The following is a 25,418-nucleotide window of genomic DNA, read 5'->3' as shown; positions in this document are numbered from 1 at the left end:
CCCTTCGTCATGACGCAAACCGCTTTCCGTTCCCAACTGCTGACCTTCAACGGCGACCCCGCGCAATCGAGCCAGGCCGCGAACTACGAGACCGACGGACTCCTGATCGTCGACGACGGCAAGGTCGTCACGGCCGGCCCGTATGCGTCGCTCGCCGCGACGCTCGCGCGCGATGCAGTGGTCCACGATCTGCGCGACAAGCTGATCGTGCCCGGCTTCATCGACACGCACATCCACTATCCGCAGACGGACATGATCGCGTCGCCGGCGCCCGGCCTGCTGCCGTGGCTGGACAAGTACACGTTCCCGACCGAGCGCCAGTTCGGCGACCCCGAGCATGCGCGCGAAGTCGCCGACTTCTTCGTCGACGAACTGCTCGCGTGCGGCACGACGAGCGCGCTCGTCTACTGCACGGTGCACAAGCAATCGGCCGATGCGCTGTTCGCGGCGAGCGACGCGCGCGACCTGCGGATGATCGCGGGCAAGGTGCTGATGGACCGCAACTGCCCCGAATTCCTGCGCGACACCGCGCAGTCGGGCTATGACGACAGCGCCGAGCTGATCGGCCGCTGGCACGGCAACGGCCGCCAGATGTACGCGCTCACGCCGCGCTTCGCGCCGACGTCGACCGAGGCGCAGCTCGAGGCATGCGGCGAACTCGCGCGCCGCCATCCGGACGTGTTCGTGCAAAGCCACGTCGCGGAAAACGTCGACGAGGTGAAATGGGTGGCGGAGCTGTTCCCGGGCCACCGCAGCTATCTCGACATCTACGACCGCTACGGGCTGCTGCGGCCGCGCGCGGTGTACGGCCACTGCATTCATCTCGACGACGAGGATCGCCGCCGGATGGCCGAGACGCGCACCGTCGTCGCGCACTGCCCGACGTCGAACTTCTTCCTCGGCAGCGGGCTGTTCGATTTCGACAAGGCCGGCGAATACGACGTGCCGGTCACGCTCGCGACCGACGTCGGCGGCGGCACGTCGTTCTCGATGCTGCAGACGATGAATGAGGCGCACAAGGTCGCGCGGCTGTCGGGCCATCACCTGACCGCCACGCGGATGTTCTGGCTCGCGACGGCCGGCGCCGCGCAGGCGCTCGACCTCGCCGACACGGTCGGCACGCTCAAGCCGCGCACCGAGGCCGACTTCGTCGTGCTCGATCCGCGGGCGACGCCGCTGCTCGCGCGCCGCACGCAGCGCGCGGATTCGCTCGAGGAACTGCTGTTCGCGTTCGCGCTGCTCGGCGACGACCGCGCGGTGTACCGTACCTATGCGGCCGGCGCACTCGTGCACCAACGCGGCGCCGCGCGCCCCCCGGCCGCCGCGTAACGCGCCGCGAGGCCCCGTTCCGGCATGCGCGGCAGCTTCGCCGTCGCGCATGCGCCGGACATCGAAGCCGCTCCAGCGCGCCGCACGGCGGCCCCGGCCGCTTTCCCGCGCGCGATGCACCGTGCTAGAATTCGCCGCTCATTGGGGAGTAGCCGCTCCGCTCGATGTCCCGCGCTCCCGGCGCGCATCGTGACGGAGGCGTCCGTCAACAGACTTGGCCGTTCGGCCATGGCGGACGCAGCCACGTTGGCCTGGCGAGACCGATGGTTCATTGCGCGCCGCATCAGGGCCCGGCGCGCGGTGGATCGTCGCTCGCACGCACAACAACGGCCCGTGGAACCCCATTCGTGTCTCAAGCCTTCCTGATCTCCACCGGCGCCGTCGCCCTCGCTGAAATCGGCGACAAGACCCAACTGCTTTCCCTCGTTCTGGCCGCGCGCTATCGCAAGCCGGTGCCGATCATTCTCGGCGTGCTCGTCGCGACGCTCGTCAACCACGGTTTTGCCGGCGCGCTCGGCGAATGGCTGGGCGTGCTCGTCACGCCGTCGATCATGCGCTGGGCGCTCGCGTTCTCGTTCATCGCGATGGGGCTGTGGATTCTCGTGCCGGACAAGCTCGACGAGAACGAAGCCAATACGACGCGCTCGCGGCTCGGCGTGTTCGGCACGACGCTCGTCGCGTTCTTCCTCGCGGAGATGGGCGACAAGACGCAAATCGCGACCGTCGCGCTGGCCGCCCGCTTCCAGGATTACATCGGCGTCGTGGCCGGCACGACGTTCGGGATGATGCTCGCGAACGTGCCGGCGATCTTGCTCGGCGACCGCTTCGCACACCGTCTGCCGACGAAGCTCGTGCACGGGATCGCGGCCGTGCTGTTCGTCGTGCTCGGCGCGCTGGCGCTGCTGGGTGTCGGAGTCTGACGGAAAGGAAACTGACGGCGCGGCCGGGCGGCCGCGCCAGGGTGGAATGCCGCGTTACTTCGCGACGGCAGCGCCCGACGCGGGCGCCGCCGGCACCGCGCGCTCGTTGGCGGCCGGCGCCGCCGGCCCGCCGCGCTTGTCGACCGGCAGCCGGACCGTGCGGACCGCCCCGTTCGACAACGGGAAATCGGCGAGCGCGCTGCGCGCGAGGAACGGCATCGCGTACAGCAGCGTACCGTTGTCGCCGGTCGTGCGCGCGGACACGTTGTAGACCTCCTTGCCCGTCGCGCGCTCGGTGATGCGGATGCCGAGCATGTAGTCGAACATCTGGTACGTCTGCGCGACATAGCCGGCCGGCATCGGCCCCCAGGGACCCCACGGGCCCCAGGGACTCCACGGCCCGCCTCGCCAGTACGGCCCCGGCCCCATGAACCACGGATCATAGTAGACCGGTTGTGGCACCGTCACGAGATCGCTGCCGACCGAATAGGTCAGCCCGACCAGATAGCGGGCCTGCGACTGCGGCACCTGCCGGAACGCATACGCGGACAGCTCGTTCGCGACGATCGGCTCGTAGGTCGACTGCTCGATGCTGTTCTTCTGCGCGTCCGTGCGCGTGAACGCATAGGTGCGGGTCGCGTCGCTGCCGCTCCAGTCGGAGAAGGCCGTGACCCGGGTGGTCACGTAGCTGGTGCAGCCCGTCAGCAGCGCGACGCACAGCGCCGCCGCCCAGCCCGCACCGCGAAAAATCCATTCGCGTTTCATGTTGATCCTCGTCGATCCGTCACCCGTTCGTCGCACCGCGCGAAGCACAACGGGATGCCGATAATACGCGGACTCCCGGAAGCGGTAAAAAGTTCGCCCGGCACACCGCCGCAAGCCTTTGTACAATGGCCCGGTTCGCCTGGCCCGCGCGACGGGCCCGTCCCCCACTCCACCCGATCTCGACGACCATGTCCGACAACGCCTCCTCCACCGTGATCCGCCGCGCCGACTACACGCCGCCGGCCTTCCTCATCGACTCCGTCGCACTCGAATTCGATCTCGCGCCGGCCCGCACGATCGTCAGGAACACGATGCGCGTGCGCCGCAATCCGGATGCCGCGCCCACCCCGCACCTGGAGCTGATGGGCGAGGCGCTCGACTTCCTCGGCGCGCGGCTGGATGGCGCGCCGCACGGCGCGGTGCGCGCGCACGAACACGGCCTGACGGTCGAGAACGTGCCCGACGCGTTCGAGCTGACGCTCGAAAGCGCGTGCGCGCCCGACCAGAATACGACGCTGTCGGGCCTCTACGTGTCGAGCGGCAACTTCTTCACGCAGTGCGAGGCCGAGGGCTTTCGCCGCATCACCTACTTCCTCGACCGCCCCGACGTAATGGCGTCGTACACGGTCACGCTGCGCGCCGACAAGGCCGCGTACCCGGTGCTGCTGTCGAACGGCAACCTCGTCGATTCGGGCGACCTGCCCGACGGCCGCCACTTCGCGAAGTGGGAAGACCCGTTCCGCAAGCCGAGCTACCTGTTCGCGCTGGTCGCGGGCAAGCTCGTCGCGATCGAGGAAACGATCACGACCGGCTCCGGCAAGGAAAAGCTGCTGCAGGTATGGGTCGAACCGGCCGATCTCGACAAGACGCGTCACGCGATGGATTCGCTGATCCATTCGATCCGCTGGGACGAAAAACGCTTCGGCCTCGAGCTCGATCTCGACCGCTTCATGATCGTCGCGGTCGGCGACTTCAATATGGGCGCGATGGAGAACAAGGGACTCAACATCTTCAACACGAAGTACGTGCTGGCGAACCCCGAGACCGCGACCGACACCGATTTCGCGAACATCGAGTCGGTGGTCGGCCACGAGTACTTCCACAACTGGACCGGCAACCGCGTGACCTGCCGCGACTGGTTCCAGCTGAGCCTGAAGGAAGGGCTGACGGTATTCCGCGACCAGGAATTCTCGGCCGACATGGCCGCAGGCGACGACGTCGAATCGGCGGCCCGCGCGGTCAAGCGCATCGAGGACGTGCGCGTGCTGCGCCAGTTGCAGTTCGCCGAGGACGCCGGCCCGATGGCGCACCCGGTACGCCCGGAAAGCTACGTCGAGATCAACAACTTCTACACGATGACCGTCTACGAGAAAGGCTCGGAAGTCGTGCGGATGTACCAGACGCTGTTCGGCCGCGACGGCTTCCGCAAGGGGATGGATCTCTACTTCAAGCGCCACGACGGCCACGCGGTGACCTGCGACGACTTCCGTCACGCGATGGCCGACGCTAACGGGCGCGACCTCGCGCAGTTCGAGCGCTGGTACAGCCAGGCCGGTACGCCGCACGTGTCGGTGCGCACCGCGTACGACGCAGCCGCGCGCCGCTATACGGTCACCCTCGCGCAAGGCTACGGCGACGCGTCGCCGGCCGCGCGCGAAACGCAGCAAGGGCCGCTGCTGATCCCATTCGCGATCGGCCTGATCGGCCGCGACGGCCGCGACCTGCCGCTGCGTCTGGACGGCGAAGCCGCCGCATCGGGCACGACGCGCGTGCTCGAGTTCACCGACACCGAGCAGACCTTCACGTTCGTCGACGTGCCGGAAGCGCCGCTGCCGTCGCTGCTGCGCAACTTCTCGTCGCCGGTGATCGTCGAGTACGACTACAGCGACGACGATCTCGCGTTCCTGCTCGCCCACGACAGCGATCCGTTCAACCGCTGGGAAGCCGGCCAGCGCCTCGCGACGCGCGCGCTGCTGACGCTCGCCGCCCGTGCCGCCGCCGACGCGCCGCTCGCGCTCGGCGAGAACTTCGTCGCCGCGTTCCGCCGCGTGCTGACCGACGAAAGCCTGTCGCCGGCGTTCCGCGAACTCGCGCTGACGCTGCCGTCGGAAACCTACCTCGCCGATCAGATGGCCGAGGCCGACCCGGCCGCCGTGCATCGCGCGCGCCAGTTCGTGCGCCGCCAGCTCGCGACCGCGCTGCGCGCCGAGTGGCTCGCCGCGTACGAGCAGCACCAGACGCCCGGCGCCTACGAGCCGACGCCGGAAGCGTCGGGCCGCCGCGCGCTGAAGAACCTCGCGCTCGCGTATCTCGCCGAACTCGACGATCCGGCCGATGCCGTACGCATCGCCACGGCCCAGTACGACGCGGCGAACAACATGACCGATCGCGCGGCGGCGCTCGGCGCGCTGCTGTCCGCGGCCGCCGCAGGCGCGAACGGGCCGGCCGAGCATGCGCTCGACGACTTCTACCGTCGCTTCGAGAAGGAAGCGCTCGTGATCGACAAGTGGTTCGCGATGCAGGCTGCGCAACGCGGTACGCCCGCGCAGCCGACGCTCGCGAAGGTGCGCAAGCTGCTCGCGCACCCCGCGTTCAACCTGAAGAACCCGAACCGCGCGCGCTCGCTGATCTTCAGCTTCTGCGCGGCGAACCCCGCGCAATTCCACGCGGCAGACGGTTCGGGCTACGCGTTCTGGGCCGAACAGGTGCTCGCGCTCGACACGATCAACCCGCAGGTCGCGGCGCGCCTCGCGCGCTCACTCGAACTGTGGCGCCGCTTCACGCCGGCGCTGCGCGACCGGATGCGCGAAGCGCTCGAACAGGTCGCCGCCGGCGCGAAATCGCGCGACGTGCGCGAGATCGTCGAGAAGGCGCTCGCGTAAGTCGCGCGATTGTCCCGTCGCGTCCGCGCGATCGAGCCGGCGCCGCCTCACGCGGCGCCGGCTTTTTTATTGCACGCGCGCGGCCGAAACCGCGCGCACGGGGTCGGACCGCTCGGCCTGTCTCCGCGGTGATGCATGCCCCGCCCCGTCATCGCCGCCCGATACCGGGCCGATTCGGCGCCCCGCCCATGTAACCGGACGAAAAAAGCCGGCGGCAGCGGAGGCGCGACGGGTAAAATTGCGGCCATTCAAGGATTCTTTGGCCTTTCGGAGTCTGTCATGTCCATTGCCCGCCGCACCACGCTGTCGAAGTTCCTGATCGAACAGCAACGTGAGACCAACAACCTCCCCGCCGACCTGCGCCTGTTGATCGAAGTCGTCGCTCGCGCGTGCAAGGCGATCAGCTACAACGTGTCGAAGGGCGCGCTCGGCGAAGCGCTCGGCACCGCCGGCAGCGAGAACGTCCAGGGCGAAGTGCAGAAGAAGCTCGACATCCTGTCGAACGAAATCCTGCTCGACGCGAACGAATGGGGCGGCAACCTCGCCGCGATGGCGTCGGAAGAAATGGAGACGTTCTTCCCGATCCCGGCGAACTACCCGCGCGGCGAATACCTGCTCGTATTCGATCCGCTCGACGGCTCGTCGAACATCGACGTGAACGTGTCGATCGGCACGATCTTCTCGGTGCTGCGCTGCCCGGACGGCAAGCAGGCGACCGAGGAATCGTTCCTGCAGCCCGGCACCGAGCAGGTCGCGGCCGGCTATGCGGTGTACGGCCCGCAGACGGTGTTCGTGCTGACGACCGGCAACGGCGTGAACTGCTTCACGCTCGACCGCGAAGTCGGCTCGTGGGTGCTCACGCAGAGCAACATGCAGATCCCGGCCGACACGCGCGAATACGCGATCAACGCATCGAACGCACGCCACTGGTACGACCCGGTCAAGCGCTACGTCGATGAGCTGAACGCCGGCAAGGACGGCCCGCGCGGCGACAACTTCAACATGCGCTGGATCGCGTCGATGGTCGCCGACGTGCACCGGATCCTGAACCGCGGCGGCATCTTCATGTACCCGGCCGACAAGCGCGCGCCCGATCGTCCGGGCAAGCTGCGCCTGATGTACGAAGCGAACCCGATGTCGTTCATCGTCGAACAGGCAGGCGGCGCCGCGACGACCGGCACGCAGCGGATCATGGAAGTGCAGCCGACCGGCCTGCACCAGCGCGTGCCCGTGTTCCTCGGTTCGAAGAACGAAGTCGAGCGCGTGACCGGCTATCACGACGAAGCAAAATAATTGCACTGCAGCACTGGACGGAGGTGCGAGACCTCAGTACAATCGCGCCTTCGCGATGTGGCCCCGACGGGTCGCGTCGCGGTGAAGTGAAAGCGGAAAGTCCGCCGGATCGAGGGTTTCGCGAAGCAGCCGCAGCAAGCTGAAAAAATTTCGCAAAACCTATTGCCAAGATCGCGGATTTCACCATATAATTTCATTTCTCTGCTGCCGGTGTAGCTCAGTTGGTAGAGCAGCGCATTCGTAATGCGAAGGTCGTAGGTTCGACTCCTATCTCCGGCACCAAGACATAAAGGTCTGACAAGCATCGCTTGTCAGACCTTTTCTCTTTTCCGGCGTCGAAATCCTGAAGTCGTTCGCCGGCGCGCACGACCGATCACGCCGTGTACGATCTTCGCGTACGGATTCGGCAATCGCCCGCGCAAGCTGTCCGGCGCCAATCATCGCGGCGGCGGTTATCTGCGCAACATCCGCTCGACATTTCCACGCACTCAACGGCCGCCGGCCGATCGTATCGACCATCCCTTGCCGTGCGTAGCCGCACGGCCTGCGGCGGCCATGACGACGACGACCGACTTGCCCGACCTCGACAGCCCACGCAACGGCACCGCCTTTGTCGTGCGTCCCGACCGGCACGTGCCCAGCCGCCGGCACGACGCGCGCGCCGACGACATGGATGCCACGCTCGATCTCCCGCTCCATCCACACGCATCGTCCGAAGCCAATCCATCAGGATACCGAATGAGGGTGGACGTCGGATACGTCACGCGCTACCCCAATCGGTGCCATACGATGCCCCGCATCAGCGACGCGATGCGCCGCGCTTCCCGCCGGTTCGTACGGCTGTCGATCGACGCGATTCGCGATGCCGTGACCATCTGAACGCCTGATCGCCGATGCAGTAGACGGCCTGCCCCGAGGCCACGTTGCCAGCGACAACGCTTGAGCGATGACGTGCCCGGCGGACGACTTCAGCGATAGCCAATCCTTACAGACTCATTTCGCCATGCGTCCAGCGCGCACGGAACATGCGCTGAGCAGACGAATCCCCTGGAAAATCTGCTTAAGGGTGCATAACATTACTTAACGATCCTGACCCGTCTATCGCGTTACATTGCGTGGGCGGCGCGACGGCCGCATGTCGCTACCCACCAGCTTGCGGCGTGCAACGGCCGGTGCCCGGTCATTTCGACTCAACCCAAGGAGAGGACCACCATGACTCATGGCTTGATTATGTGGCTCATCATCGGCGCGATCGCCGGCTGGCTCGCCGGCTTGCTCGTGAAGGGCGGCGGCTTCGGGCTGATCGTCGACATCATCGTCGGGATCGTCGGCGCGGTGATCGGCGGCTGGCTTGCCGGGCTGCTCGGCATCAGCATCGGCAGCGGCTTCATCGGCTCGGTGATCGTCGCGGTCATCGGCGCGGTGATCCTGTTGTTCGTGATCCGGCTGTTCAGACGCGCGGCCTGACGTTTCTCTCCACGCGCCTTCGGGCGCGTTTTAGCATCGGGCCGGCGCGCGGCTCGTTCGCCGCGCGCGGCCGATCCCGTCAACCCTTCGCGTGCCGCAACCCGCCGTCGAGCACGTCGGCCGTCAGCAATCCACTGCGCGCTTCACGCACTCCATCTCGCCCGATCCGCACGGCCCGTGCCGTTCGGCACGCCGGACGCCTCGTGCCCGCCGGCCGCCGACGGCGCCGCAAGCCACCGCGCGTAGCCTGCCGCGTGCGATTTCACAGCGACCATTTCAGTTCTCCATAGAAAGTACGCCCCGGATACGGGTGGAACACGTAATAGCGGCGGTCCGTCAGGTTGTCGATGCCGGCCGACGCGGTCCAGTGACGATCGAAGCGGTAGCGCGCCTTCAGATCGACGACCGTGAACGAACTCGTGCCGCCGTAGACGTCCGGATTCACGTCGCTGTTGTCGAGCGTGTTGAACTGGCGGCCCGAGTAGCGCACGCCGACGCTCGCGAGCCAGTGCTCGTCGAAGCGATATGACGCGAGCAGGTTCGCGCGCATGCGCGCAATGCGCGGGAAACGCGAACCGACATAGGCCGGATTCGCGGCATCGGCGAGGATCTGCGCGTTGCTCGCCGATACGTTCGCGTCGACGTTGAGCCCGCGCAGCCCGACGTTTTCGCCGCTGAACGCCAGTTCGACGCCGCGCACCCGCACGCGATCGACGTTCGAGATGTTGGTGACGGTGGTCGCGCCCGACACCGTCGTCTGGCTGTAGATCGAATCGCGCAGGTCGCTCTGGAACACGCTCGCGCGCATGACACCGACGCCCACGTCGCGTTCGGCCGTGAAGTCCCAGTCGATCGCCTTTTCCGGGCGCAGGTTCGCGTTGTTGTTGACGATCGCGTTGTTCGAGATCGTGCCCTGGAACAGTTCGCCGACCGTCGGGAACCGCGTGCCGGTCGCGAACGACAGCCGGAAGCGCCAGACCTGCGTCGCATCCCACTGCAGCGCGACTTTCGGCGACAGCGCATTCGCGCCGCGGTCCGCGTAGCCGAGCGTGCCGTTCGCATTGCCGAGCGCGCCGCCGTACGCGTCCCAGCGCTCGTAGCGCAGCCCGAGCGTCGCAAGCCAGCCCGGCGCGAAGCGCCACGCATCCTGCCCGAACAGCGCCTGCGTGCGCGTGTCGCCGCGATAGACGCTCGCGAGCGAAGTGGTCGGCCCGGCCAGCCAGTCGGCCGTGTTGTACGTGACGTTGCGCAGGAAGTAGTTGTCGTAGTGATAGCCGAACGTGAACGTATGGCCCTTCACTGCCGGCGCCTCGGCCTTCAGGTCGAGCGTGCGCCAGCCGGTGCCGTCGCCCTGGAACAGCGTGCCCGCCCCGCCCTGCACGGTCGAGGCCGCGCGCAGCACGTCGCGCGACACGTCGTACGCGGACACCACGCCCGACAGCCGCCAGCCGGATTCGAGCCGGCCGTTCAGTCCGAGCGCATACAGCCAGTTCTCCTGGTCGCCGCGCTGCGGCGCGAATGCGCTCGGCGCGACCGTCATGTTCTGGCCGCCGATCGACACGTTGCCGCCGTAGACCGGAGCGCCGGCCGCCGGATTGCCCGTCGCATCGCGCAGGAAGGTCTCGCCGTGCTGCCGGTAATGGTTCTCCCAATGCCCGAGCGTCAGCGTCGCATCGACACGATCCGTGAACGCATAGCCGATCCGGACCGTCTCGTTGAGCTGCTCGGTCCGCTCGATCGTCTGTGCGCCGACGATCGTCCGCGGCTTGCCGTTGGGTCCGATGTCGGTCGCTGCGCCCGTCACGGGAACGGCGGCGCCCAGTTTCGGGTTGTAGGCCGAATTGGGGCTCGCGTACTGCATCGGCTGGCCGTCGTTCTCCAGCCGGTCGAGCGACAGCGCGAGCCAGAACCGGCCGACGCGGTTCGCGATCCGCGCGGTCTGGTGATTGCCGCCGAAGCTGTCCGCGAACCCGTAGCCGTCGCGGTAGCGCTGCGTGAAGAACTGCGTCGACAGCGACGCCTCGAGCTGTTCGGGGCGCCGCGTGGTGAGCAGCACGGTCGAGCCGATCGAATTGCCCGGATACAGTGCGGAAAAGGGGCCATAGAGCACGTCGACGCGCGCGATGTCGTCGGGCGGAATCAGCGACCAGCGCGGCGGGTACGCATAACTCGACCCGAGCAGGTTCGACAGCAGCACGCCGTCGGCATAGACGAGCCCGCGCGCGCTCTGTAGTTCGTTGAAGTCGCGGCCCGCGAATACGCTGTTGCGGTCGCCGATGTAGCGCTTGCGGACCATCAGGTTCGGCGCGTACTTCAGCGCGTCCTCCGTGGTGACGTTGGTGTGCGCATCGATCTGCTCGCGCGTGATCGACGCGACGACGGCCGGCGTATCCGGGTCGACCGGTTGCCGCTGCGCAGTCACGCTGACGGCGGTCAACGTATCGCCGACCGCCACGGCCGCTGCAGCGACACCGACGGCCGCCGGCGCCGCGGCGGCGGCGGCGGGACGATCGATGCCACCGCCATGGGCCGCGTCGGCGCGGGCATCGTCGGTCGAAGCCGCGTGGGCGGCCGGCCATGCGAAAGCGGCCGCGCAGGCGAGCGCGAGCCGGCCGCGCGACGACCGCGCGGCAAGGGTAGACGACATGAGTGGTTTCCTGAAAACGTGATCGGACGCCGCCGGGTACGGGGCGCGAGCCGCGCACGCACGCACGGCGCGACGCGCGGGCCGAGGCCGCAGGCGGCTCACGCGCCATCGGGGCGCGCGAAGGACATCAATCAGACCGGAACGTTTTCAGGCGGGGCGCGCGGCTGCGCAAGACGGATGCCCTTGCGGGGCACATCGGGAACGATCGGGGCGACCATCCGATACGCGAACGTGCGCACGAAGCCCGGCATCGCAGGCAGGCTCGTGCCCAGCGCGACGTTCGCGGCGAAGCCGGGACAGTACACGCAATGCGGGACGCCGGCGTGGTCGAACGACGCCCTGTCGCGGTCGTCGCCCGCTTGCGCGAGCACGACCCGACGCGCGCCCGCTGCACTGCACAACTCGAGCGTGAGCGCGCCGGAACCGGTCGACGCAAGACGCGCGTAGCCGACGACGGGCGACAGTACGTTCAGTACCAGCGCCAGCCATACGAGGCCGATCCATCGCGTCGTTCGTCTCATCGCGGTCCAGGAAAAAGTGCGCGCAAGTATAGCAAGCGGCCCGATTGTCGCCGTCGCGCGGCGCGCGATAGCGGGCATCACACTTCGCGCCGGAGCGCATGTGCCGTTAATACAACAGAGACAAAATCTAACGATTCGCCGCTGGCACAAATCCGAGCGCGAGGTTGATAATCATTGAACCTGCTGGAGAAACGATCATGGACGAAAGACCCACTCGCATGCCACCGCCCGAGCAAGTGATGAGCCCGGATCCGGAACCCGTCGGCGTGGAATTCCTCGCCGAATTGCCCGAGCACGTTCGGGCATTCTTCGACGAGCAGCACAAGCTGTACTCGCCGAAGTGAACGCCGGTTCGGTTCTGTAACCGCCACGTGTCGACCCTCGCTATCGTGCGGTTCATCCTAGCGCTTCGCGCGCAATTCGCTTCGCACCCGGGCCGCAACAGCCTGACGGTGCCGGGTCAGCTCGCCTGCTGATTCTCCTGTCGCGACGCTACGCCGCGCGACTGTCTTCGTCTATCCTTCTGGTTTTCCACGTCCGGCCCGCCCGGCTCTCCCGATCGTTCCGATGAAGCAAGCCATTCGTGCCAGCGTCGCTGTCGCCGCGCTCGGCGTCGCCCTCCTTGCGTCGCCTGCCGTCCGCGCAGACGGCGACGACACCGCCCTCACCAACGTCGTTGCGCTCGCGTCGCAGCGCCTCGCGCTCGCCGAACCGGTCGCGCGATGGAAATGGGCGAATCACAAGGCCATCGAAGACCAGCCGCGCGAAGCGGCCCTGCTCACTGCCGTCGAAAAGCGCGCGGCCGAGGCCGGCGTCGATCCCGCCTTCGCCCGCACATTCTTCGAGGATCAGATCACCGCAAGCAAGGACGTGCAGAACACACTGTTCGCGACCTGGCGCGCGACGCGGCCGCCGGAAGGCACGCCGCCCGATCTCGCGACCAGCACGCGGCCGGCACTCGATCGGCTGACGCAGAAAATGCTCGCCGGTCTCGCGCAGGTCGCCCCGCTGCGCGACGCGCCCGATTGCCAGGCGCGGCTCGCGCGCAGCATCGCGAACTGGAAGACGCTCACGCGCTACGATTCCACGCAGACGCGGGCACTCGATACCGCGCTGTCGCATGTCTGCTCCGCCGGCGGGGCCAGCGCGATCGGCTGACGCGGCGGGAACGGATCGCCCGGCCGCTCAGTCCGCGGCGGTCAGCGCCGCGAGCGGAAGCACCTGCAGGCCGCGCGCGAGATGCGTCTGCAGCAGGCGATGGGTGAAGGGTTCGAACACGCCGCCCGCCGCGTCGGCCACGAGCCGCGCAGCCGCATCGAGCGAGTCCGCCGAACCGAGATAGCACCAGCCATCGATCACATGAAACAGGCGGCGCTCGCCGTCCGCCTCGAACGCGACCGCGCCTTCGAACGGCCAGGGCGCACTGCCCGCGCGGACGGCGTCGGCCGTGGGGCGCCGGTTGTACGACGGGCGCAACCGGGCGATCCATTGCGCTTCGGCCAACATCGCCCCCAGCTCGTTGCCGGTCTCGCGCCATTCGACGCGCCGCACCTGCTGCGCGAGCCGCATTTCCTTCGACGAGCGGCGCTCGCCGGTCAGCAGCGCGCGCAGCCGCTGCCGCACGCGCACGCTACGACCCACATACAGCGCTTCGTCACGCTCCCCGAACAGCGCATACGCGCCGCACCCTGCCGGCGCGGTATCCAGCCAGGCCTCGGTCAGATCGCCGCCCAGACGGAAGTGGCGCGTCGTGCGCGCGATCTGGTCGCGCAGCCGCTCGAGCGGCACGATGTCGTGCAACTGGCGCCAGAACTGCCAGATCAGGTCGGCATCGGCCAGCGCCCGGTGACGCGCGGCCGGAACGAGCCCATGCCGTTCGATCAACGCATCGAGCCCGTGCCGCGATTCGCGCGGAAACAACGCGCGCGACAGCCGCACCGTACAGAGCACGTCGGGATTGAACGCCAGGCCGGCGCGCTCGAATTCGGCGCGCAGGAAGCCGCGGTCGAAGCTCGCGTTGTGCGCGACGAACAGCTTCCCGTCGAGCCGCTCGAACAGCGTCGGCGCGAGCGATGCGAACGTCGGCGCATCGCGCACCATCGCGTCCGAGATGCCCGTCAGTTGCTGGATGAACGGCGGAATCGCCTGCCCCGGATTGACGAGGCTCGTCCACGTCGACACGCCGAGCGGTCCGATTTCGACCACGCCGATTTCGGTAATGCGGTGGTCGGCGGACGAGCCGCCGGTGGTTTCAAGGTCGACGAAGACGAGCGGCTGCTCGCTGGCGGGATCGGACGGAACGGAATCGGACATGAAAAGACAGGGAAACGATGCTTCCGTGAGTATGCACCGGCATGCGTACTCGGGCCAGCCCGGACCGGCTCGCTCCGTCCCCCCGAAAACAAAAAGCCCCCGCGATGCGGGGGCCGGACGTGATCGGCAATGCGTGGCGCGTCAGACCGCCTGGATATTCGCTGCCTGCTTGCCTTTCGGTCCGACTTTGACCTCGAACGAAACACGCTGGTTTTCTTTCAACGTCTTGAAGCCGTCCATCCGGATTTCGGAAAAGTGCGCAAACAAATCTTCACCGCCATTGTCCGACGTAATAAAGCCAAAACCTTTAGCATCGTTAAACCATTTCACGATACCGGTATCCATGTCTTCTTTCCCCACTCGATAAGATCAAAAAAGCTATTTTTATAGCCGTTTCCCGAAATCCCGAAACATTGCGCCAGCACCCGCACCAGCACGCCGCCCGAGGACGGAGTGCTCACTTTATAAATTGGACAATCCGGGTGCGTCAAGAAAATTTTTAGCCACTGCTTTCTTGAAAAGCGCTAATACCACTGGAATCGGTACACCGTCACCGATGATTAATTGATTCGCATCAAAAACCTGTCAACATTACCGGGATCGGATCGCTAATAATCGCCGGAAGCGAAATTTCTACCGGGGACAAATCGACCCGGTAAAATCCTCGGGTTTTTTCGGGTTGCGGAAATCGGGCGACGTTGCGATCCTGAATCAACGCTGAAAGGAAGGAGAGGGTCATGTGGCTGGACGGAATCAAGCGCTTCGCGAGCCGGCTCGGACGCGTACGTCGCAAGTCCCGCGCCCTGGCCGAGTCCGCGCGCGAAGCGCCGTGCGATACCGAGTTCGATATGACGTGGCACGGCGATCACTGGCAGAACCTGCTCGCATCGCCTCTGGATGCCCGTCACTACGTGATGGAAGACTGGACCAACACGCCGCCGCCGATCGAAGCAGAGGATGCCGCGCCTGCGGGCAAGCGCCAACGCAAGCGCCGCTCGTACACGTCGTAGCGCGCTGAGCGGCCGGGCAAAAAAAAGCGCGACTGGGAAGTCGCGCCGACAAAGGTTTGGAGATCTTTTCCGTCAACGAAAAAGTCTGCTTCGGAAAGCAGAGATCGCAGTATAGCGAGAGAACCACCTTTCATTATCCATGCTCCACACAAACCTCTATTGCCGATGTGTCAATAATCGGGCTATAGCCGCTCCCGCCGGCCGCTAACCGTCCGTCGCAAACGCGCAACGCCCTCTACGCAGTCCTGATCGTTATTTCCATTTGCTGCGCCGCAGCGAACCCTTGCGTGGCAATCGGTTGCGCGACTTTCCCGATTTTTGCGGATTTCAAAACACACTGTTTCTTAAAGCGTGAACCACCCTCGCTCCGCACACTTCGTACACTGCAAATGGATTTCTGATACGCGCACCGCCGTTCTGCGGCGCCGGCGACAGCATCAAACAAAGCGCGGCCGTCCGCCCCAGGTTCGATCGACATCATCGTGTTTGGAGACAGATCCATGAACAAGACCCTGATCGTCGCCGCGTTGTCGGGTGTATTCGTTACCGCCGCCCATGCACAAAGCAGCGTGACGCTGTACGGCCTGATCGACGCAGGCATCACTTACACGAACAATCAGGGCGGCCACAGCGCCTGGCAGGAAACGAGCGGTTCGATCAACGGCAGCCGCTGGGGCTTGCGCGGCACCGAAGATCTCGGCGACGGCCTGAAAGCCATCTTCACGCTGGAAAACGGTTTCGGCATCAACAACGGCGCGCTGAAGCAGAACGGTCGCGAATTCGGCCGGCAAGCGTTCGTCGGGCTTGCGCACAACACCTACGGTTCGCTGACGCTGGGCCGGCAGTACGACAGCGTCGTCGACTATCTCGGGCCGCTGTCGCTGACCGGTACCCAGTATGGCGGCACCCAGTTTGCCCACCCGTTCGACAACGACAACCTCAACAACTCGTTCCGGATCAACAACTCGGTCAAGTATCAGAGCGCGAACTACGGCGGCCTCAAGTTCGGTGCGTTGTACGGGTTCTCCAACTCGTCGGCGTTCGCGAACAACCGCGCGTACAGCGGCGGCGTGTCGTACAGCTACCTCGGCTTCAACCTTGCCGCGGCCTACTTGCAGTTGAACAGCGACGTGAACGCGCTCGCGCAGGCCGCGTCCGATCCGGGCGCGGTCACCGGCGACTGGACCTTCGCGTCGCGCGTGCAGCGCACCTGGGGCGCCGGCCTCAATTACGGGTTCGGCCCCGCCACGGTCGGCTTCGTGTTCACCCAGACGCGCCTGACCGGCCTTCGCGCGATCAGCGCCGGCCAATCGGGCGTGGCGGGCGGCATCACGGGCCTCGGCGATACCGGGCGCTTCAGCAACTATGAGGTCAACGGCCGCTACGCGCTGACGCCGGCCCTGTCGTTCGCCGGCTCCTACACGTACACCCAGGGCCGCCTGTCCGGCGACAAGCCAACCTGGCACCAGTTCAACCTGCAAGCCGACTACGCACTGTCGAAGCGCACCGACGTGTACCTGCAGGGCGAGTTCCAGAAGGTCAACACCGACGGACTGGACCTCGGCGCCAACATCAACGGCTTGGGCGCCGCGTCGTCGACCAACAAGCAGATCGCGGTCACGGCCGGCCTGCGTCACCGCTTCTGAGCGACCGGCCCGTTCGCCATACGCCGAAAGACGAAGCGCCCCATCGGGGCGCTTTTTCCTGGTCGCGGCGCGCGGGCCGCCAGTCAGGCGTCGCCCCGCGCCGGATACCGGACGTCGAGTATGTCGATCGGCTGCGGGCCGGCCGGCGTCATCAGCGTGACGGTGTCGCCGATCTTCGCCTTGATCAGCGCACGCGCAACCGGCGAGATCCAGCTGACGCAGCCGCGGTCCAGATCGACCTCGTCGATCCCGACGATCGTCACCGTGTGATCCTCGCCGTCCGGCGTCTCGTAATCGACCGTCGCGCCGAAGAACACCTGGTCGACGTTCTCCTGCCGGCTCGCGTCGACGACTTCCGCAAGGTCGAGCCGCTTCGTCAGGAAGCGGATGCGGCGATCGATCTCGCGAAGCCGCCGCTTGCCGTAGATATAGTCGCCGTTTTCCGACCGGTCGCCGTTCGAAGCCGCCCACGACACGAGCCGCACGACCTCGGGACGTTCGACGTCGATCAGGTTCAGCAACTCGTCCCTCAGTCGCTTGTGGCCGGCCGGCGTGATGTAGTTCTTCGCGCCCGCCGGAATCGCGGGTTGAGCCTGGTCGAGATCGTCGTCGTCACCGTCCGACTCTTTGACAAACGCCTTGTTCATGATGCAGATTCAACGTGGATGACTGATCCCTCAAGGGTACACGATGGGCGGCCGGCCACGGCCATGGCACCAAATTCGCGAATAAGGCTTCCCTTTTTATACGACTCTGCTATACTTCCGCTTCTGCGTGCGGCTGTAGCTCAGTTGGATAGAGTACTTGGCTACGAACCAAGGGGTCGTGGGTTCGAATCCTGCCAGCCGCGCCACTTTTTCGAGGGCCTTCCGAACCGAAGGCCCTTTCAGTTCGAAGCAGTAGAAGTTTGTTGTTGCGTGCGGCTGTAGCTCAGTTGGATAGAGTACTTGGCTACGAACCAAGGGGTCGTGGGTTCGAATCCTGCCAGCCGCGCCACTTTTTTGGGGGCCTTCCCATCGCAGAAGGTTCCGACAGTTGAAGCAGTACCGTTTTGCGTGCGGCTGTAGCTCAGTTGGATAGAGTACTTGGCTACGAACCAAGGGGTCGTGGGTTCGAATCCTGCCAGCCGCGCCACCTTAAAAGGGCTTTCCTCCGGGAAAGCCCTTTTTCTTTTTGCGCCCGCCTCCCTCGTTCGCACCCTCACCCCGCACACGCTCGGCAAAGCGCCGGCATCATCGCACGCGCTTTCGACAGCCCCAATGAAAACGGCGGCCATAAGCCGCCGTCCGTCGATCATCGAATCCGCCCGCGCCCACCGCCGCGCGCGTCAACGTCAGTAATCCTGCCGCTCGCGCTCGATACGCATGCCGCCGTCATGGCGTGCATGCGCGCCGTCGTCGGTCGAACGCTCGCGCATGATCCGCATCACGTCCGGATTGGTTCTCACGCGCCGCATCACGTTCGCGAGATGCACGCGGTCGCTGACCTGGATCACGAAGCGCAGCACCGTCGACTCGTGCGTCAGATCCTCGTCCATCGCGATATGAACGATGTTCGCGTCGGCCGACGTGATGTCCGCCGCGACGCGCGCGAAGATGCCCTTCGTGTTCTTCACGAGCGCCTTCACCGCGACATCGAACAGGCGGCCCGGCTGCGGCGCCCATTCGACGTCGATCCAGCGGCCCGGATCGCGGCGATGGATGCGCTGCGCGACACGGCAATCCGTCGTATGAATCGCCATGCCCAGACCGATGCCGATGTAACCCATGATCGCATCGCCCGGGATCGGGCGGCAGCATGCTGACAACTGCACGGACATCCCTTCGGTGCCGGTAATCACGACCGGCGGCGCATGATGCGCGGGATGCCGCTCGGACTTCGGCAGATCGTCGTCCGCGTCGCGGCCGCTCATCAACACTTCGATGCGCTTGGCCATCACCGCGGCGACGCGACGACCGAGGCCGATATCCGCGAAAATTTCCTGACGACTCTTGTTGCCCGTCCACTGCACGAGCTTCTCCCACACCTCCGGCTCGACGTCGGCCAGCGCGAGACCGTAGCCCTTCAGGCTCTGGTCGACGAGCCGCTCGCCCAGTTGCACGGATTCGTTCAGGCGCATCGTCTTCAGGTAGTGGCGGATCGCCGAGCGCGCCTTGCCGGTACGCACGAAGCCGAGCCACGCGGGGTTCGGTTTCGAATACGGCGCGGTGATCACCTCGACGATGTCGCCGCTTTTCAGCTCGGTGCGCAGCGGCAGCAGCTCGTTGTTGATCTTCACGGCCACGCACTGGTTGCCGAGATCACTGTGGATCGAATACGCGAAATCGAGCGCCGTCGCGCCGCGCGGCAGCGCCATGATCTTCGACTTCGGCGTGAACACGTAGACCGCATCCGGGAACAGGTCGATTTTCACGTGCTCGAGGAATTCGCTCGAATCGCCCGCTTCGCTCTGGATGTCGAGCAGCGACTTCAGCCACTGGTGCGCGCGCTTCTGCACGTCGCTGAGATCGGCGCTGCCGTTCTTGTACAGCCAGTGCGCGGCGACCCCTGCCTCGGCGATCTCGTGCATCTTGCGCGTGCGTACCTGGAACTCGATCGGCGCGCCGAACGGGCCGACGAGCGTCGTGTGCAGCGACTGATAGCCGTTGATCTTCGGGATCGCGATGTAATCCTTGAACTTGCCGGGTACGGGCTTGTACAGCGCATGCAGCGCGCCGATGCACGTGTAGCAGTCGAGCGGGCTGTCGACGACGACCCGAAAGCCGTACACGTCGAGCACCTGCGAGAACGACAGTTGCTTGTCGCGCATCTTGCGGTAGACGCTGTAGATGGTCTTCTCGCGGCCGGTGATCTCGGCGTCGATCTTCGCGTCGGCCATCGCGCGCTGCGCGGCCTCGAGGATCTTGCTGATCACTTCGCGGCGGTTGCCGCGCGCGGCCTTCACGGCCTTCTCGAGCGTCGCGTAGCGATGCGGGTTGAAGTTCGCGAAGCTCATGTCCTGCAGCTCGCGATACGTGTTGTTCAACCCGAGCCGGTGCGCGATCGGCGCGTAGATGTCGAGCGTTTCGCGCGCGACGCGGCGGCGCTTTTCCATCGGCACCGCGCCGAGCGTGCGCATGTTGTGCAGGCGGTCGGCGAGCTTGACGAGAATCACGCGCACGTCGCGCGCCATCGCGAGCAGCATCTTGCGGAAGTTTTCCGCCTGCGCTTCCTCGCGGCTGCGGAATTCCATCTTGTCGAGCTTCGACAGGCCGTCGACCAGTTCGGCGACCTTCGGGCCGAACCGCTCGGCCAGCTCGTTCTTGGTCACGCCCTGGTCTTCCATCACGTCGTGCAGCAACGCTGCCATCACGGCCTGTGCGTCGAGCTTCCAGCCGGCGCAGATTTCCGCGACGGCGACGGGATGGGTGATGTAGGGTTCGCCGCTCTGGCGATATTGACCGAGGTGGGCTTCGTCGCTGAAGTGGAACGCCGCCTTGACCTCTTTGATTTCGTCCGGAGCGAGATACTCGGCAAGCGCGGCCGTCAGTTTCGCGATCGAAACGACGCCGTGCTTGCGCGGTTGCTCCGGCGTGGCGGTCGGCCCGAACAGATGCCGGAAGGACTGTTCGAGGACCGCGTCGATGTACTGGCGCGCAGGCGACTGGGCCGTGGCTTCGGTGGTCGAATCCGCGGAGGCGGACGATGGGGTGGTGCTCATATTCGCCTCCAGGTCGAGTCGTTGCGCGCGTGGACTACATGGCTGGAACGGGCCGGATGCGCGTTACACCGGCACCTTCTTCAGCATCTCGACGCCGACCTGGCCGGCGGCGATTTCGCGCAGCGCGACGACGGTCGGCTTGTCGCGGCTTTCGATCTTCGGCGTATGGCCTTGCGCGAGCTGCCGCGCGCGATAGGTGGCGGCGAGCGCCAGTTCGAAGCGATTCGGGATTTGCTTCAGGCAGTCTTCGACGGTAATGCGAGCCATGTTGGTAATTCCTTCTGAATATAGTCCTTATTCTACCTTATGTCCCTCGTGCCCCGCGTCATTCCGCGTGGGGCAGATGGATGCCGAGCTCGATGAACAGCTCCGCGTGTCGCGCGTACTGCGAAGCAAAACGCAGGCGCGTCGCCGCGACGATGCATTCGAGTTCCGCGAGCGCGCGTTCGAAATTCTCGTTGATCACCACGTATTCCGCTTCCGACGCGTGCGCGATCTCGCTGCCGGCGGCCAGCAGGCGTCGCGTGATCACGTTCGGCTCGTCCTGGCCGCGCTTCTTCAGGCGTTCCTCGAGCGCGTCGAGCGACGGCGGCAGGATGAAGATGCCGACCGCGTTGCGGAACTGCTTCTTCACCTGCAACGCACCCTGCCAGTCGATTTCGAGCAGCACGTCGTGGCCGTTCTTCATCTGCTCTTCGATCCAGACGCGCGACGTGCCGTAGTAGTTGCCGTGCACTTCCGCGCTCTCGAGAAATTCGTGCGCCGCGTGACGCGCGCGGAAATCGTCGACGGTCGTGAAGTGGTAGTGCTGGCCGTCCTGCTCGCCCGGGCGCGGCTTGCGCGTCGTGTACGAGATCGACAGGCAGATGTCGCTGTCCTTCGACAGCAGCGCATTCACGAGCGTCGACTTGCCGGCGCCCGACGGCGCGACGACCATGAACAGGTTACCGGGATAGACGCCGCCGTGCAGCGAATGCGACGCGTGGCCGTCGCGGGTGGATTCGGTCATGACAGCCTCCGCCGGGCCTGGCCACATCCGCATGAATCGGCTTTCGAAGGATGGGGGGGCTGCGCCCCCCCAAGCGAACGTAGTGAGCGTGGGGGTCGTTTCATCTCTTTACTCCAGGTTTTGCACTTGCTCGCGCATCTGCTCGATCAGCAGCTTCAGCGCCATCGACGCGTCGGCCAATTCCTTCGCCGCCGCCTTCGAGCCGAGCGTGTTCGCTTCGCGATTCAGTTCCTGCATCATGAAATCGAGACGCTTGCCGACGCGGCCGCCCTTCTCGATCACGTGACGCGTTTCGTTCAGGTGCGCGGTGAGCCGCGACAGTTCTTCCGCGATGTCGATCCGGATCCCGTACATCGTCACTTCCTGACGGATGCGCTCCGCGGCTTCCTCGCGCGTGACGACCGTCGAGCCGCCTTCGGGCGCCGCGAGGCCGAGCGCTTCCTGCAGCCGCTCGACGATCTTCTGCTGGTGCTTCGCGATCAGCTCCGGTACGAGCGGCGTGATGCGCGCGACGATCGCCTCCATCTCGGTGACGTTCGACAGCAGCATCGTCGCCAGTTGCGCGCCTTCGCGCGAACGCACGACGACGAGCTCGCCGATCGCTTCCTTGCCGCAGGCGAGCACGGCGTCGCGGATCGCGTCGGCCGACACGCCGGCCTCGGCGAGCACGCCGGGCCAGCGCAGGATTTCACCCGCGCGCAGACGGCCGACGCCCGGGAACGAATCGAGCACCGCGCGTTCGAGATCGGCAAGCTGGCCGAGCGCCGACTGGTTCAGCGCGCCCGCGCCGATGCTTTGCTCGCCGCGCTGCAGGTTGATGCGCACGTCGACCTTGCCGCGCGACAGTTTGTTCATCAGCATTTCGCGCAGCGCGGGTTCGCACGCGCGCACGTCGTCCGGCATCCGGAAATTGAGATCGAGGAAGCGCGAGTTCACGGTGCGCAGTTCGACCGACACGCTGGTGCCGCCGTTGCCGGCGGCCGTCGTGAGTTCGCGCGTCGCGCTCGCGTAGCCCGTCATGCTGTAGATCATGGTTCGTCTCGCCGTCTGGTGCCCTCGCGGGCGGGAATACATCGAGGCGCCCGGCGCATCGGAAAGCGCGGGGCGGGAAGCGCGCATTATCCCATTTTTGCGGACCACCCCGCCGGGGACGCCCGCCGTTCGGCGCTAAAATCGGGGTTTCCTCTCCTTCCGCGATTTCCCCATGACGTCTTCCGTTTCCCGCCCGAGCGGCCGCCGCGCCGACGAACTGCGCAAGGTCGCCCTCACGCGCCACTACACGAAACACGCCGAAGGCTCCGTGCTGGTCGAATTCGGCGACACCAAGGTGCTGTGCACCGCCAGCGTCGCCGAGCGCGTGCCCGAGTTCCTGCGCGAGCGCGGGCAAGGCTGGCTGACCGCCGAATACGGGATGCTGCCGCGCGCGACCCACACGCGCAGCGACCGTGAAGCGGCGCGCGGCAAGCAGACGGGCCGCACGCAGGAAATTCAGCGCCTGATCGGCCGCGCGCTGCGCGCGGTGTTCGATCTCGAGGCGCTCGGCCCGCGCACGATCCACATCGACTGCGACGTGATCCAGGCCGACGGCGGCACGCGCACGGCCAGCATCACCGGCGCGTTCGTCGCCGCGCACGACGCCGTGTCGAAGCTGATCGCGGCCGGCAAGCTCACGCGCTCGCCGATCACCGACCACGTCGCCGCGATCTCGGTCGGCGTGTACGAAGGCGCCCCCGTGCTCGACCTCGACTACGCGGAAGATTCGCGCTGCGACACCGACATGAACGTCGTGATGACCGGCGCGGGCGGCTTCGTCGAAGTCCAGGGCACGGCCGAAGGCGTGCCGTTCTCGCGCGCCGAGATGAACGCGCTGCTCGACCTCGCGCAGGGCGGGATCGCCGAGCTCGTGCGGTTGCAGAAAGAGGTCCTGGGTGCGAGCCATGCCTGACGACCGCACCGTCGCGCCGCTGTCGCGCATCGTTCTCGCGTCGAACAACGCGGGCAAGCTGCGCGAATTCACCGCGCTGTTCTCGACGGTCGGCATCGAGATCGTCCCGCAGGGCGACCTCGCGGTGCCGGAGGCGGAAGAGCCGTTCGGTACGTTCATCGAGAACGCGCTGACCAAGGCGCGCCATGCGTCGCGGCTCACCGGACTGCCGGCGATCGCCGACGATTCCGGCCTGTGCGTGCGCGTGTTGCGCGGCGCGCCGGGCGTCTATTCGGCGCGCTATGCGCAGCGCGCGGGCCGCGACAAGGGCGACGCGGCGAACAACGGGTATCTCGTCGAGCAGTTGCGCGGCGTCGCCGACCGGCGTGCGTACTACTGCTGCGTGCTCGCGCTCGTTCGCCATGCGGACGATCCGGAACCGCTATTCGCCGAAGGGCGCTGGGCCGGCGAGATCGTCGATACGCCGCGCGGCGAACACGGATTCGGCTACGACCCGTATTTCTACCTGCCGTCGCTCGGCGCGACGGCCGCCGAACTCGAGCCTGCAGTGAAGAACACGCACAGCCATCGCGCGCTGGCGCTGAAGGCGTTGCTCGCGCGGCTCGCGGAGGAAGCATGAGCCAGGCTTCGGACACCGGTGCGCGCGTCGTCGCGACCTTCACGTCGCCCGGCCAGGTGCGCCTCACGTCGCTGCCGCCGCTCGCGCTGTACGTGCATTTCCCGTGGTGCGTGCGCAAGTGCCCGTACTGCGATTTCAACTCGCATGAATGGAAAGGCGAACGGTTTCCGGAAGCCGACTATCTCGACGCGTTGCGCGCCGACCTCGAGCAGGCGCTGCCGCTCGTGTGGGGTCGGCAGGTGCATACCGTGTTCATCGGCGGCGGCACGCCGAGCCTGCTGTCGGCGGCCGGCCTCGACCGGATGCTGTCCGACGTGCGCGCGCTGCTGCCGCTCGACGCCGATGCCGAGATCACGCTCGAGGCGAACCCGGGGACCTTCGAAGCCGCGAAGTTCGCGCAGTTCCGCGCAAGCGGCGTGAACCGCCTGTCGGTCGGCATCCAGAGCTTCAACGAAGCGCACCTGAAGGCGCTCGGCCGGATTCACGACACCGCGCAGGCCCGCGCGGCCGTCGAGATCGCCGCGAAGAACTTCGACAACTTCAACCTCGACCTGATGTTCGCGCTGCCGAACCAGACGCTCGACGAATGCCGCACCGACATCGAGACCGCGCTGTCGTTCGCGCCGCCGCACCTGTCGCTGTATCACCTGACGCTCGAGCCGAATACGCTGTTCGCGAAGTTTCCGCCGGTCGTCCCCGACGACGACGCGTCGGCCGACATGCAGGAATGGATCCACGCGCGCACGGCCGACGCCGGCTACGGGCGCTACGAAGTATCCGCGTACGCGAAGCCGAATCATCAGTGCAAGCACAACCTGAACTACTGGCGCTTCGGCGACTATCTCGGGATCGGCGCGGGCGCGCACACGAAGCTGTCGTTCCCGAACCGGGTCCTGCGGCAAGCGCGCTACAAGCATCCGGCAACCTTCATCGAACAGGCGAAGGCCGGCACGGCCGTGCAGGAAGAGCGTGAAGTCGGCGCGCGCGACCTGCCGTTCGAATTCATGCTGAATACGCTGCGGCTCGTCGAGGGCTTTCCCGTGCACAGCTTCGTCGAACGGACGGGCCTGCCGATGAGCACGATCGAGCCGGCGTTGAAGGAAGCGGAACGGCGTGGGCTGATCACGCGCGATTTCACGCAAATCGCGCCGACGCCGCTCGGCCAGCGTTTTCTCAACGACCTGCAGGAATTGTTCCTGCGCGACGACTGAACGGATGAACGCGGCGGCATTTCGGTTACAATGCCGCCTCGTGTGGAAGCGTGGCCGAGCGGTTTAAGGCACTGGTCTTGAAAACCAGCGACGGGAAACTGTCCGTGAGTTCGAATCTCACCGCTTCCGCCAGGAAGTTCG

Annotated in this window: 24 protein-coding genes, 5 tRNA genes, 1 pseudogene and 1 riboswitch; of the genes and pseudogenes, 18 read left to right on the top strand and 12 right to left on the bottom strand. The window is 66.2% G+C overall.

The annotated features are described in order from the left end of the window. The first annotated feature begins 9 nt into the window (after positions 1-9). Complete coding sequence (gene guaD / locus JYG37_RS06910) at positions 10-1,329, top strand: guanine deaminase (RefSeq protein ID WP_050011569.1); 1,320 nt, start codon at positions 10-12, stop codon at positions 1,327-1,329. A 131-nt stretch (positions 1,330-1,460) separates the two neighbouring features. Next, positions 1,461-1,582: riboswitch (yybP-ykoY riboswitch) on the top strand. 94 nt (positions 1,583-1,676) lie between these two features. Then, on the top strand, positions 1,677-2,249 hold the full coding sequence (locus JYG37_RS06905) for a TMEM165/GDT1 family protein (protein WP_089488251.1): 573 nt from the start codon (positions 1,677-1,679) through the stop codon (positions 2,247-2,249). A 54-nt stretch (positions 2,250-2,303) separates the two neighbouring features. Here the strand turns inward: JYG37_RS06905 and JYG37_RS06900 are convergent, their stop codons facing one another. Next, positions 2,304-3,014: a DUF4136 domain-containing protein gene (locus tag JYG37_RS06900; RefSeq protein WP_089488250.1), complete on the bottom strand. Its 711-nt coding sequence runs from the start codon at positions 3,012-3,014 to the stop codon at positions 2,304-2,306. A gap of 188 nt (positions 3,015-3,202) precedes the next feature. Here JYG37_RS06900 and pepN point away from each other — a divergent pair, with 188 nt between their 5' ends. From pepN to JYG37_RS06875, 5 genes are all read left to right on the top strand, one after another. Beyond that, positions 3,203-5,896, top strand: coding sequence for an aminopeptidase N (pepN, locus tag JYG37_RS06895; RefSeq protein ID WP_213345970.1), 2,694 nt, complete (start codon positions 3,203-3,205; stop codon positions 5,894-5,896). 279 nt (positions 5,897-6,175) lie between these two features. Then, entirely contained in the window at positions 6,176-7,189 is a 1,014-nt protein-coding gene (locus JYG37_RS06890; protein ID WP_213345969.1) for a class 1 fructose-bisphosphatase, read from the top strand. A gap of 206 nt (positions 7,190-7,395) precedes the next feature. Then, positions 7,396-7,471 (top strand) — tRNA-Thr (locus JYG37_RS06885). A gap of 273 nt (positions 7,472-7,744) precedes the next feature. Next, complete coding sequence (locus tag JYG37_RS06880; protein ID WP_176016842.1) at positions 7,745-8,068, top strand: hypothetical protein; 324 nt, start codon at positions 7,745-7,747, stop codon at positions 8,066-8,068. Positions 8,069-8,401: 333 nt separating this feature from the next. Beyond that, positions 8,402-8,656, top strand: a complete 255-nt coding sequence (locus JYG37_RS06875; protein WP_006476609.1) for a GlsB/YeaQ/YmgE family stress response membrane protein — start codon at positions 8,402-8,404, stop codon at positions 8,654-8,656. A 79-nt stretch (positions 8,657-8,735) separates the two neighbouring features. Here JYG37_RS06875 and JYG37_RS34750 read toward each other — a convergent pair. The 3 genes and pseudogenes from JYG37_RS34750 to JYG37_RS06865 form a co-directional block, all read right to left on the bottom strand. Then, positions 8,736-8,834, bottom strand: a pseudogene (locus JYG37_RS34750) (TlpA family protein disulfide reductase); the annotation flags it as partial. 84 nt (positions 8,835-8,918) lie between these two features. After that, a complete protein-coding gene (locus tag JYG37_RS06870; RefSeq protein ID WP_213345968.1) occupies positions 8,919-11,303 on the bottom strand; it encodes a TonB-dependent receptor in 2,385 nt (794 codons plus the stop codon). Positions 11,304-11,434: 131 nt separating this feature from the next. Beyond that, positions 11,435-11,824: a DUF2946 domain-containing protein gene (locus JYG37_RS06865; protein ID WP_213345967.1), complete on the bottom strand. Its 390-nt coding sequence runs from the start codon at positions 11,822-11,824 to the stop codon at positions 11,435-11,437. A gap of 239 nt (positions 11,825-12,063) precedes the next feature. On the opposite strand from JYG37_RS06865, the gene JYG37_RS06860 reads away from it, so the two are divergent. Both JYG37_RS06860 and JYG37_RS06855 read left to right on the top strand, forming a co-directional pair. Beyond that, the gene (locus tag JYG37_RS06860) at positions 12,064-12,168 is read left to right on the top strand and encodes a chorismate mutase (RefSeq protein ID WP_162484450.1); all 105 of its coding nucleotides are present in this window, start codon (positions 12,064-12,066) and stop codon (positions 12,166-12,168) included. Between the two features lie 223 nt (positions 12,169-12,391). Next, entirely contained in the window at positions 12,392-12,982 is a 591-nt protein-coding gene (locus JYG37_RS06855) for a chorismate mutase (protein ID WP_213345966.1), read from the top strand. A 27-nt stretch (positions 12,983-13,009) separates the two neighbouring features. Here JYG37_RS06855 and JYG37_RS06850 read toward each other — a convergent pair whose 3' ends face one another. The 3 genes from JYG37_RS06850 to JYG37_RS06840 form a co-directional block, all read right to left on the bottom strand. Then, positions 13,010-14,137: an exonuclease domain-containing protein gene (locus tag JYG37_RS06850; RefSeq protein ID WP_213345965.1), complete on the bottom strand. Its 1,128-nt coding sequence runs from the start codon at positions 14,135-14,137 to the stop codon at positions 13,010-13,012. A gap of 141 nt (positions 14,138-14,278) precedes the next feature. After that, complete coding sequence (locus tag JYG37_RS06845) at positions 14,279-14,482, bottom strand: cold-shock protein (protein WP_027783827.1); 204 nt, start codon at positions 14,480-14,482, stop codon at positions 14,279-14,281. A gap of 229 nt (positions 14,483-14,711) precedes the next feature. Further along, complete coding sequence (locus JYG37_RS06840; protein WP_185723154.1) at positions 14,712-14,876, bottom strand: hypothetical protein; 165 nt, start codon at positions 14,874-14,876, stop codon at positions 14,712-14,714. On the opposite strand from JYG37_RS06840, the gene JYG37_RS06835 reads away from it, so the two are divergent. Then, the gene (locus JYG37_RS06835; protein ID WP_050011579.1) at positions 14,875-15,147 is read left to right on the top strand and encodes a hypothetical protein; all 273 of its coding nucleotides are present in this window, start codon (positions 14,875-14,877) and stop codon (positions 15,145-15,147) included. The two genes, JYG37_RS06840 and JYG37_RS06835, sit on opposite strands and share 2 nt — an antisense overlap. A 500-nt stretch (positions 15,148-15,647) precedes the next feature. Further along, positions 15,648-16,793 (top strand): porin, encoded by a 1,146-nt coding sequence (locus JYG37_RS06830; RefSeq protein ID WP_050011580.1) that lies wholly within the window; start codon positions 15,648-15,650, stop codon positions 16,791-16,793. 83 nt (positions 16,794-16,876) lie between these two features. On the opposite strand, the gene greB is transcribed toward JYG37_RS06830, so the two are convergent. Then, positions 16,877-17,440 (bottom strand): transcription elongation factor GreB, encoded by a 564-nt coding sequence (gene greB, locus JYG37_RS06825; RefSeq protein ID WP_006476618.1) that lies wholly within the window; start codon positions 17,438-17,440, stop codon positions 16,877-16,879. A 129-nt stretch (positions 17,441-17,569) separates the two neighbouring features. Between greB and JYG37_RS06820 the strand changes: the two genes are divergently transcribed. The 3 genes from JYG37_RS06820 (at position 17,570) to JYG37_RS06810 (ending at position 17,927) form a co-directional block, all read left to right on the top strand. Beyond that, a tRNA-Arg gene (locus JYG37_RS06820) sits at positions 17,570-17,646 on the top strand. 66 nt (positions 17,647-17,712) lie between these two features. Continuing rightward, positions 17,713-17,789: transfer RNA gene (locus tag JYG37_RS06815), tRNA-Arg, on the top strand. 61 nt (positions 17,790-17,850) lie between these two features. Next, positions 17,851-17,927 (top strand) — tRNA-Arg (locus JYG37_RS06810). A 199-nt stretch (positions 17,928-18,126) separates the two neighbouring features. Here JYG37_RS06810 and JYG37_RS06805 read toward each other — a convergent pair. The 4 genes from JYG37_RS06805 to JYG37_RS06790 all read right to left on the bottom strand — a co-directional run bounded on the left by JYG37_RS06805 (position 18,127) and on the right by JYG37_RS06790 (position 22,534). Continuing rightward, positions 18,127-20,493 (bottom strand): RelA/SpoT family protein, encoded by a 2,367-nt coding sequence (locus tag JYG37_RS06805; RefSeq protein ID WP_006476619.1) that lies wholly within the window; start codon positions 20,491-20,493, stop codon positions 18,127-18,129. 63 nt (positions 20,494-20,556) lie between these two features. After that, a complete protein-coding gene (gene rpoZ / locus JYG37_RS06800) occupies positions 20,557-20,760 on the bottom strand; it encodes a DNA-directed RNA polymerase subunit omega (RefSeq protein ID WP_006025620.1) in 204 nt (67 codons plus the stop codon). Between the two features lie 58 nt (positions 20,761-20,818). Beyond that, a complete protein-coding gene (gene gmk / locus JYG37_RS06795) occupies positions 20,819-21,502 on the bottom strand; it encodes a guanylate kinase (protein WP_050011582.1) in 684 nt (227 codons plus the stop codon). A 108-nt stretch (positions 21,503-21,610) separates the two neighbouring features. Beyond that, entirely contained in the window at positions 21,611-22,534 is a 924-nt protein-coding gene (locus JYG37_RS06790) for a YicC/YloC family endoribonuclease (RefSeq protein WP_050011583.1), read from the bottom strand. 172 nt (positions 22,535-22,706) lie between these two features. Here JYG37_RS06790 and rph point away from each other — a divergent pair, with 172 nt between their 5' ends. The 4 genes from rph (at position 22,707) to JYG37_RS06770 (ending at position 25,409) form a co-directional block, all read left to right on the top strand. After that, a complete protein-coding gene (gene rph, locus JYG37_RS06785) occupies positions 22,707-23,447 on the top strand; it encodes a ribonuclease PH (protein WP_050011584.1) in 741 nt (246 codons plus the stop codon). Beyond that, positions 23,440-24,066 carry an RdgB/HAM1 family non-canonical purine NTP pyrophosphatase gene (gene rdgB / locus JYG37_RS06780; RefSeq protein WP_050011585.1) on the top strand — a complete coding sequence of 209 codons (627 nt, stop codon included), beginning with the start codon at positions 23,440-23,442 and terminating at the stop codon, positions 24,064-24,066. The genes rph and rdgB overlap by 8 nt, the downstream gene beginning before the upstream one ends. After that, positions 24,063-25,277: a radical SAM family heme chaperone HemW gene (gene hemW / locus JYG37_RS06775; RefSeq protein WP_050011586.1), complete on the top strand. Its 1,215-nt coding sequence runs from the start codon at positions 24,063-24,065 to the stop codon at positions 25,275-25,277. Before rdgB ends, hemW begins: the two co-directional genes overlap by 4 nt. A gap of 44 nt (positions 25,278-25,321) precedes the next feature. After that, positions 25,322-25,409, top strand: a tRNA-Ser gene (locus tag JYG37_RS06770). Positions 25,410-25,418 lie beyond the last annotated feature (9 nt).

Origin of the sequence: Burkholderia sp. LAS2, assembly GCF_018417615.1 — a bacterium.
Classification (GTDB): Bacteria; Pseudomonadota; Gammaproteobacteria; order Burkholderiales; family Burkholderiaceae; genus Burkholderia; species Burkholderia sola.
Note: the sequence above shows the minus strand (reverse complement) of the source record. Positions and strands in the feature narration are given on the sequence as shown.

Bases quoted from the DNA above. Each gene is read 5' to 3' on its own strand.
- guaD (WP_050011569.1), top strand. From the start codon at position 10: ATGACGCAAACCGCTTTCCGTTCCCAACTGCTGACCTTCAACGGCGAC.
- JYG37_RS06900 (WP_089488250.1), bottom strand. From the start codon at position 3,014: ATGAAACGCGAATGGATTTTTCGCGGTGCGGGCTGGGCGGCGGCGCTG.
- pepN (WP_213345970.1), top strand. From the start codon at position 3,203: ATGTCCGACAACGCCTCCTCCACCGTGATCCGCCGCGCCGACTACACG.
- JYG37_RS06890 (WP_213345969.1), top strand. From the start codon at position 6,176: ATGTCCATTGCCCGCCGCACCACGCTGTCGAAGTTCCTGATCGAACAG.
- JYG37_RS06880 (WP_176016842.1), top strand. From the start codon at position 7,745: ATGACGACGACGACCGACTTGCCCGACCTCGACAGCCCACGCAACGGC.
- JYG37_RS06875 (WP_006476609.1), top strand. From the start codon at position 8,402: ATGACTCATGGCTTGATTATGTGGCTCATCATCGGCGCGATCGCCGGC.
- JYG37_RS06870 (WP_213345968.1), bottom strand. From the start codon at position 11,303: ATGTCGTCTACCCTTGCCGCGCGGTCGTCGCGCGGCCGGCTCGCGCTC.
- JYG37_RS06865 (WP_213345967.1), bottom strand. From the start codon at position 11,824: ATGAGACGAACGACGCGATGGATCGGCCTCGTATGGCTGGCGCTGGTA.
- JYG37_RS06860 (WP_162484450.1), top strand. From the start codon at position 12,064: ATGAGCCCGGATCCGGAACCCGTCGGCGTGGAATTCCTCGCCGAATTG.
- JYG37_RS06855 (WP_213345966.1), top strand. From the start codon at position 12,392: ATGAAGCAAGCCATTCGTGCCAGCGTCGCTGTCGCCGCGCTCGGCGTC.
- JYG37_RS06850 (WP_213345965.1), bottom strand. From the start codon at position 14,137: ATGTCCGATTCCGTTCCGTCCGATCCCGCCAGCGAGCAGCCGCTCGTC.
- JYG37_RS06845 (WP_027783827.1), bottom strand. From the start codon at position 14,482: ATGGATACCGGTATCGTGAAATGGTTTAACGATGCTAAAGGTTTTGGC.
- JYG37_RS06835 (WP_050011579.1), top strand. From the start codon at position 14,875: ATGTGGCTGGACGGAATCAAGCGCTTCGCGAGCCGGCTCGGACGCGTA.
- JYG37_RS06840 (WP_185723154.1), bottom strand. From the start codon at position 14,876: ATGACCCTCTCCTTCCTTTCAGCGTTGATTCAGGATCGCAACGTCGCC.
- JYG37_RS06830 (WP_050011580.1), top strand. From the start codon at position 15,648: ATGAACAAGACCCTGATCGTCGCCGCGTTGTCGGGTGTATTCGTTACC.
- greB (WP_006476618.1), bottom strand. From the start codon at position 17,440: ATGAACAAGGCGTTTGTCAAAGAGTCGGACGGTGACGACGACGATCTC.
- JYG37_RS06805 (WP_006476619.1), bottom strand. From the start codon at position 20,493: ATGAGCACCACCCCATCGTCCGCCTCCGCGGATTCGACCACCGAAGCC.
- rpoZ (WP_006025620.1), bottom strand. From the start codon at position 20,760: ATGGCTCGCATTACCGTCGAAGACTGCCTGAAGCAAATCCCGAATCGC.
- gmk (WP_050011582.1), bottom strand. From the start codon at position 21,502: ATGACCGAATCCACCCGCGACGGCCACGCGTCGCATTCGCTGCACGGC.
- JYG37_RS06790 (WP_050011583.1), bottom strand. From the start codon at position 22,534: ATGATCTACAGCATGACGGGCTACGCGAGCGCGACGCGCGAACTCACG.
- rph (WP_050011584.1), top strand. From the start codon at position 22,707: ATGACGTCTTCCGTTTCCCGCCCGAGCGGCCGCCGCGCCGACGAACTG.
- rdgB (WP_050011585.1), top strand. From the start codon at position 23,440: ATGCCTGACGACCGCACCGTCGCGCCGCTGTCGCGCATCGTTCTCGCG.
- hemW (WP_050011586.1), top strand. From the start codon at position 24,063: ATGAGCCAGGCTTCGGACACCGGTGCGCGCGTCGTCGCGACCTTCACG.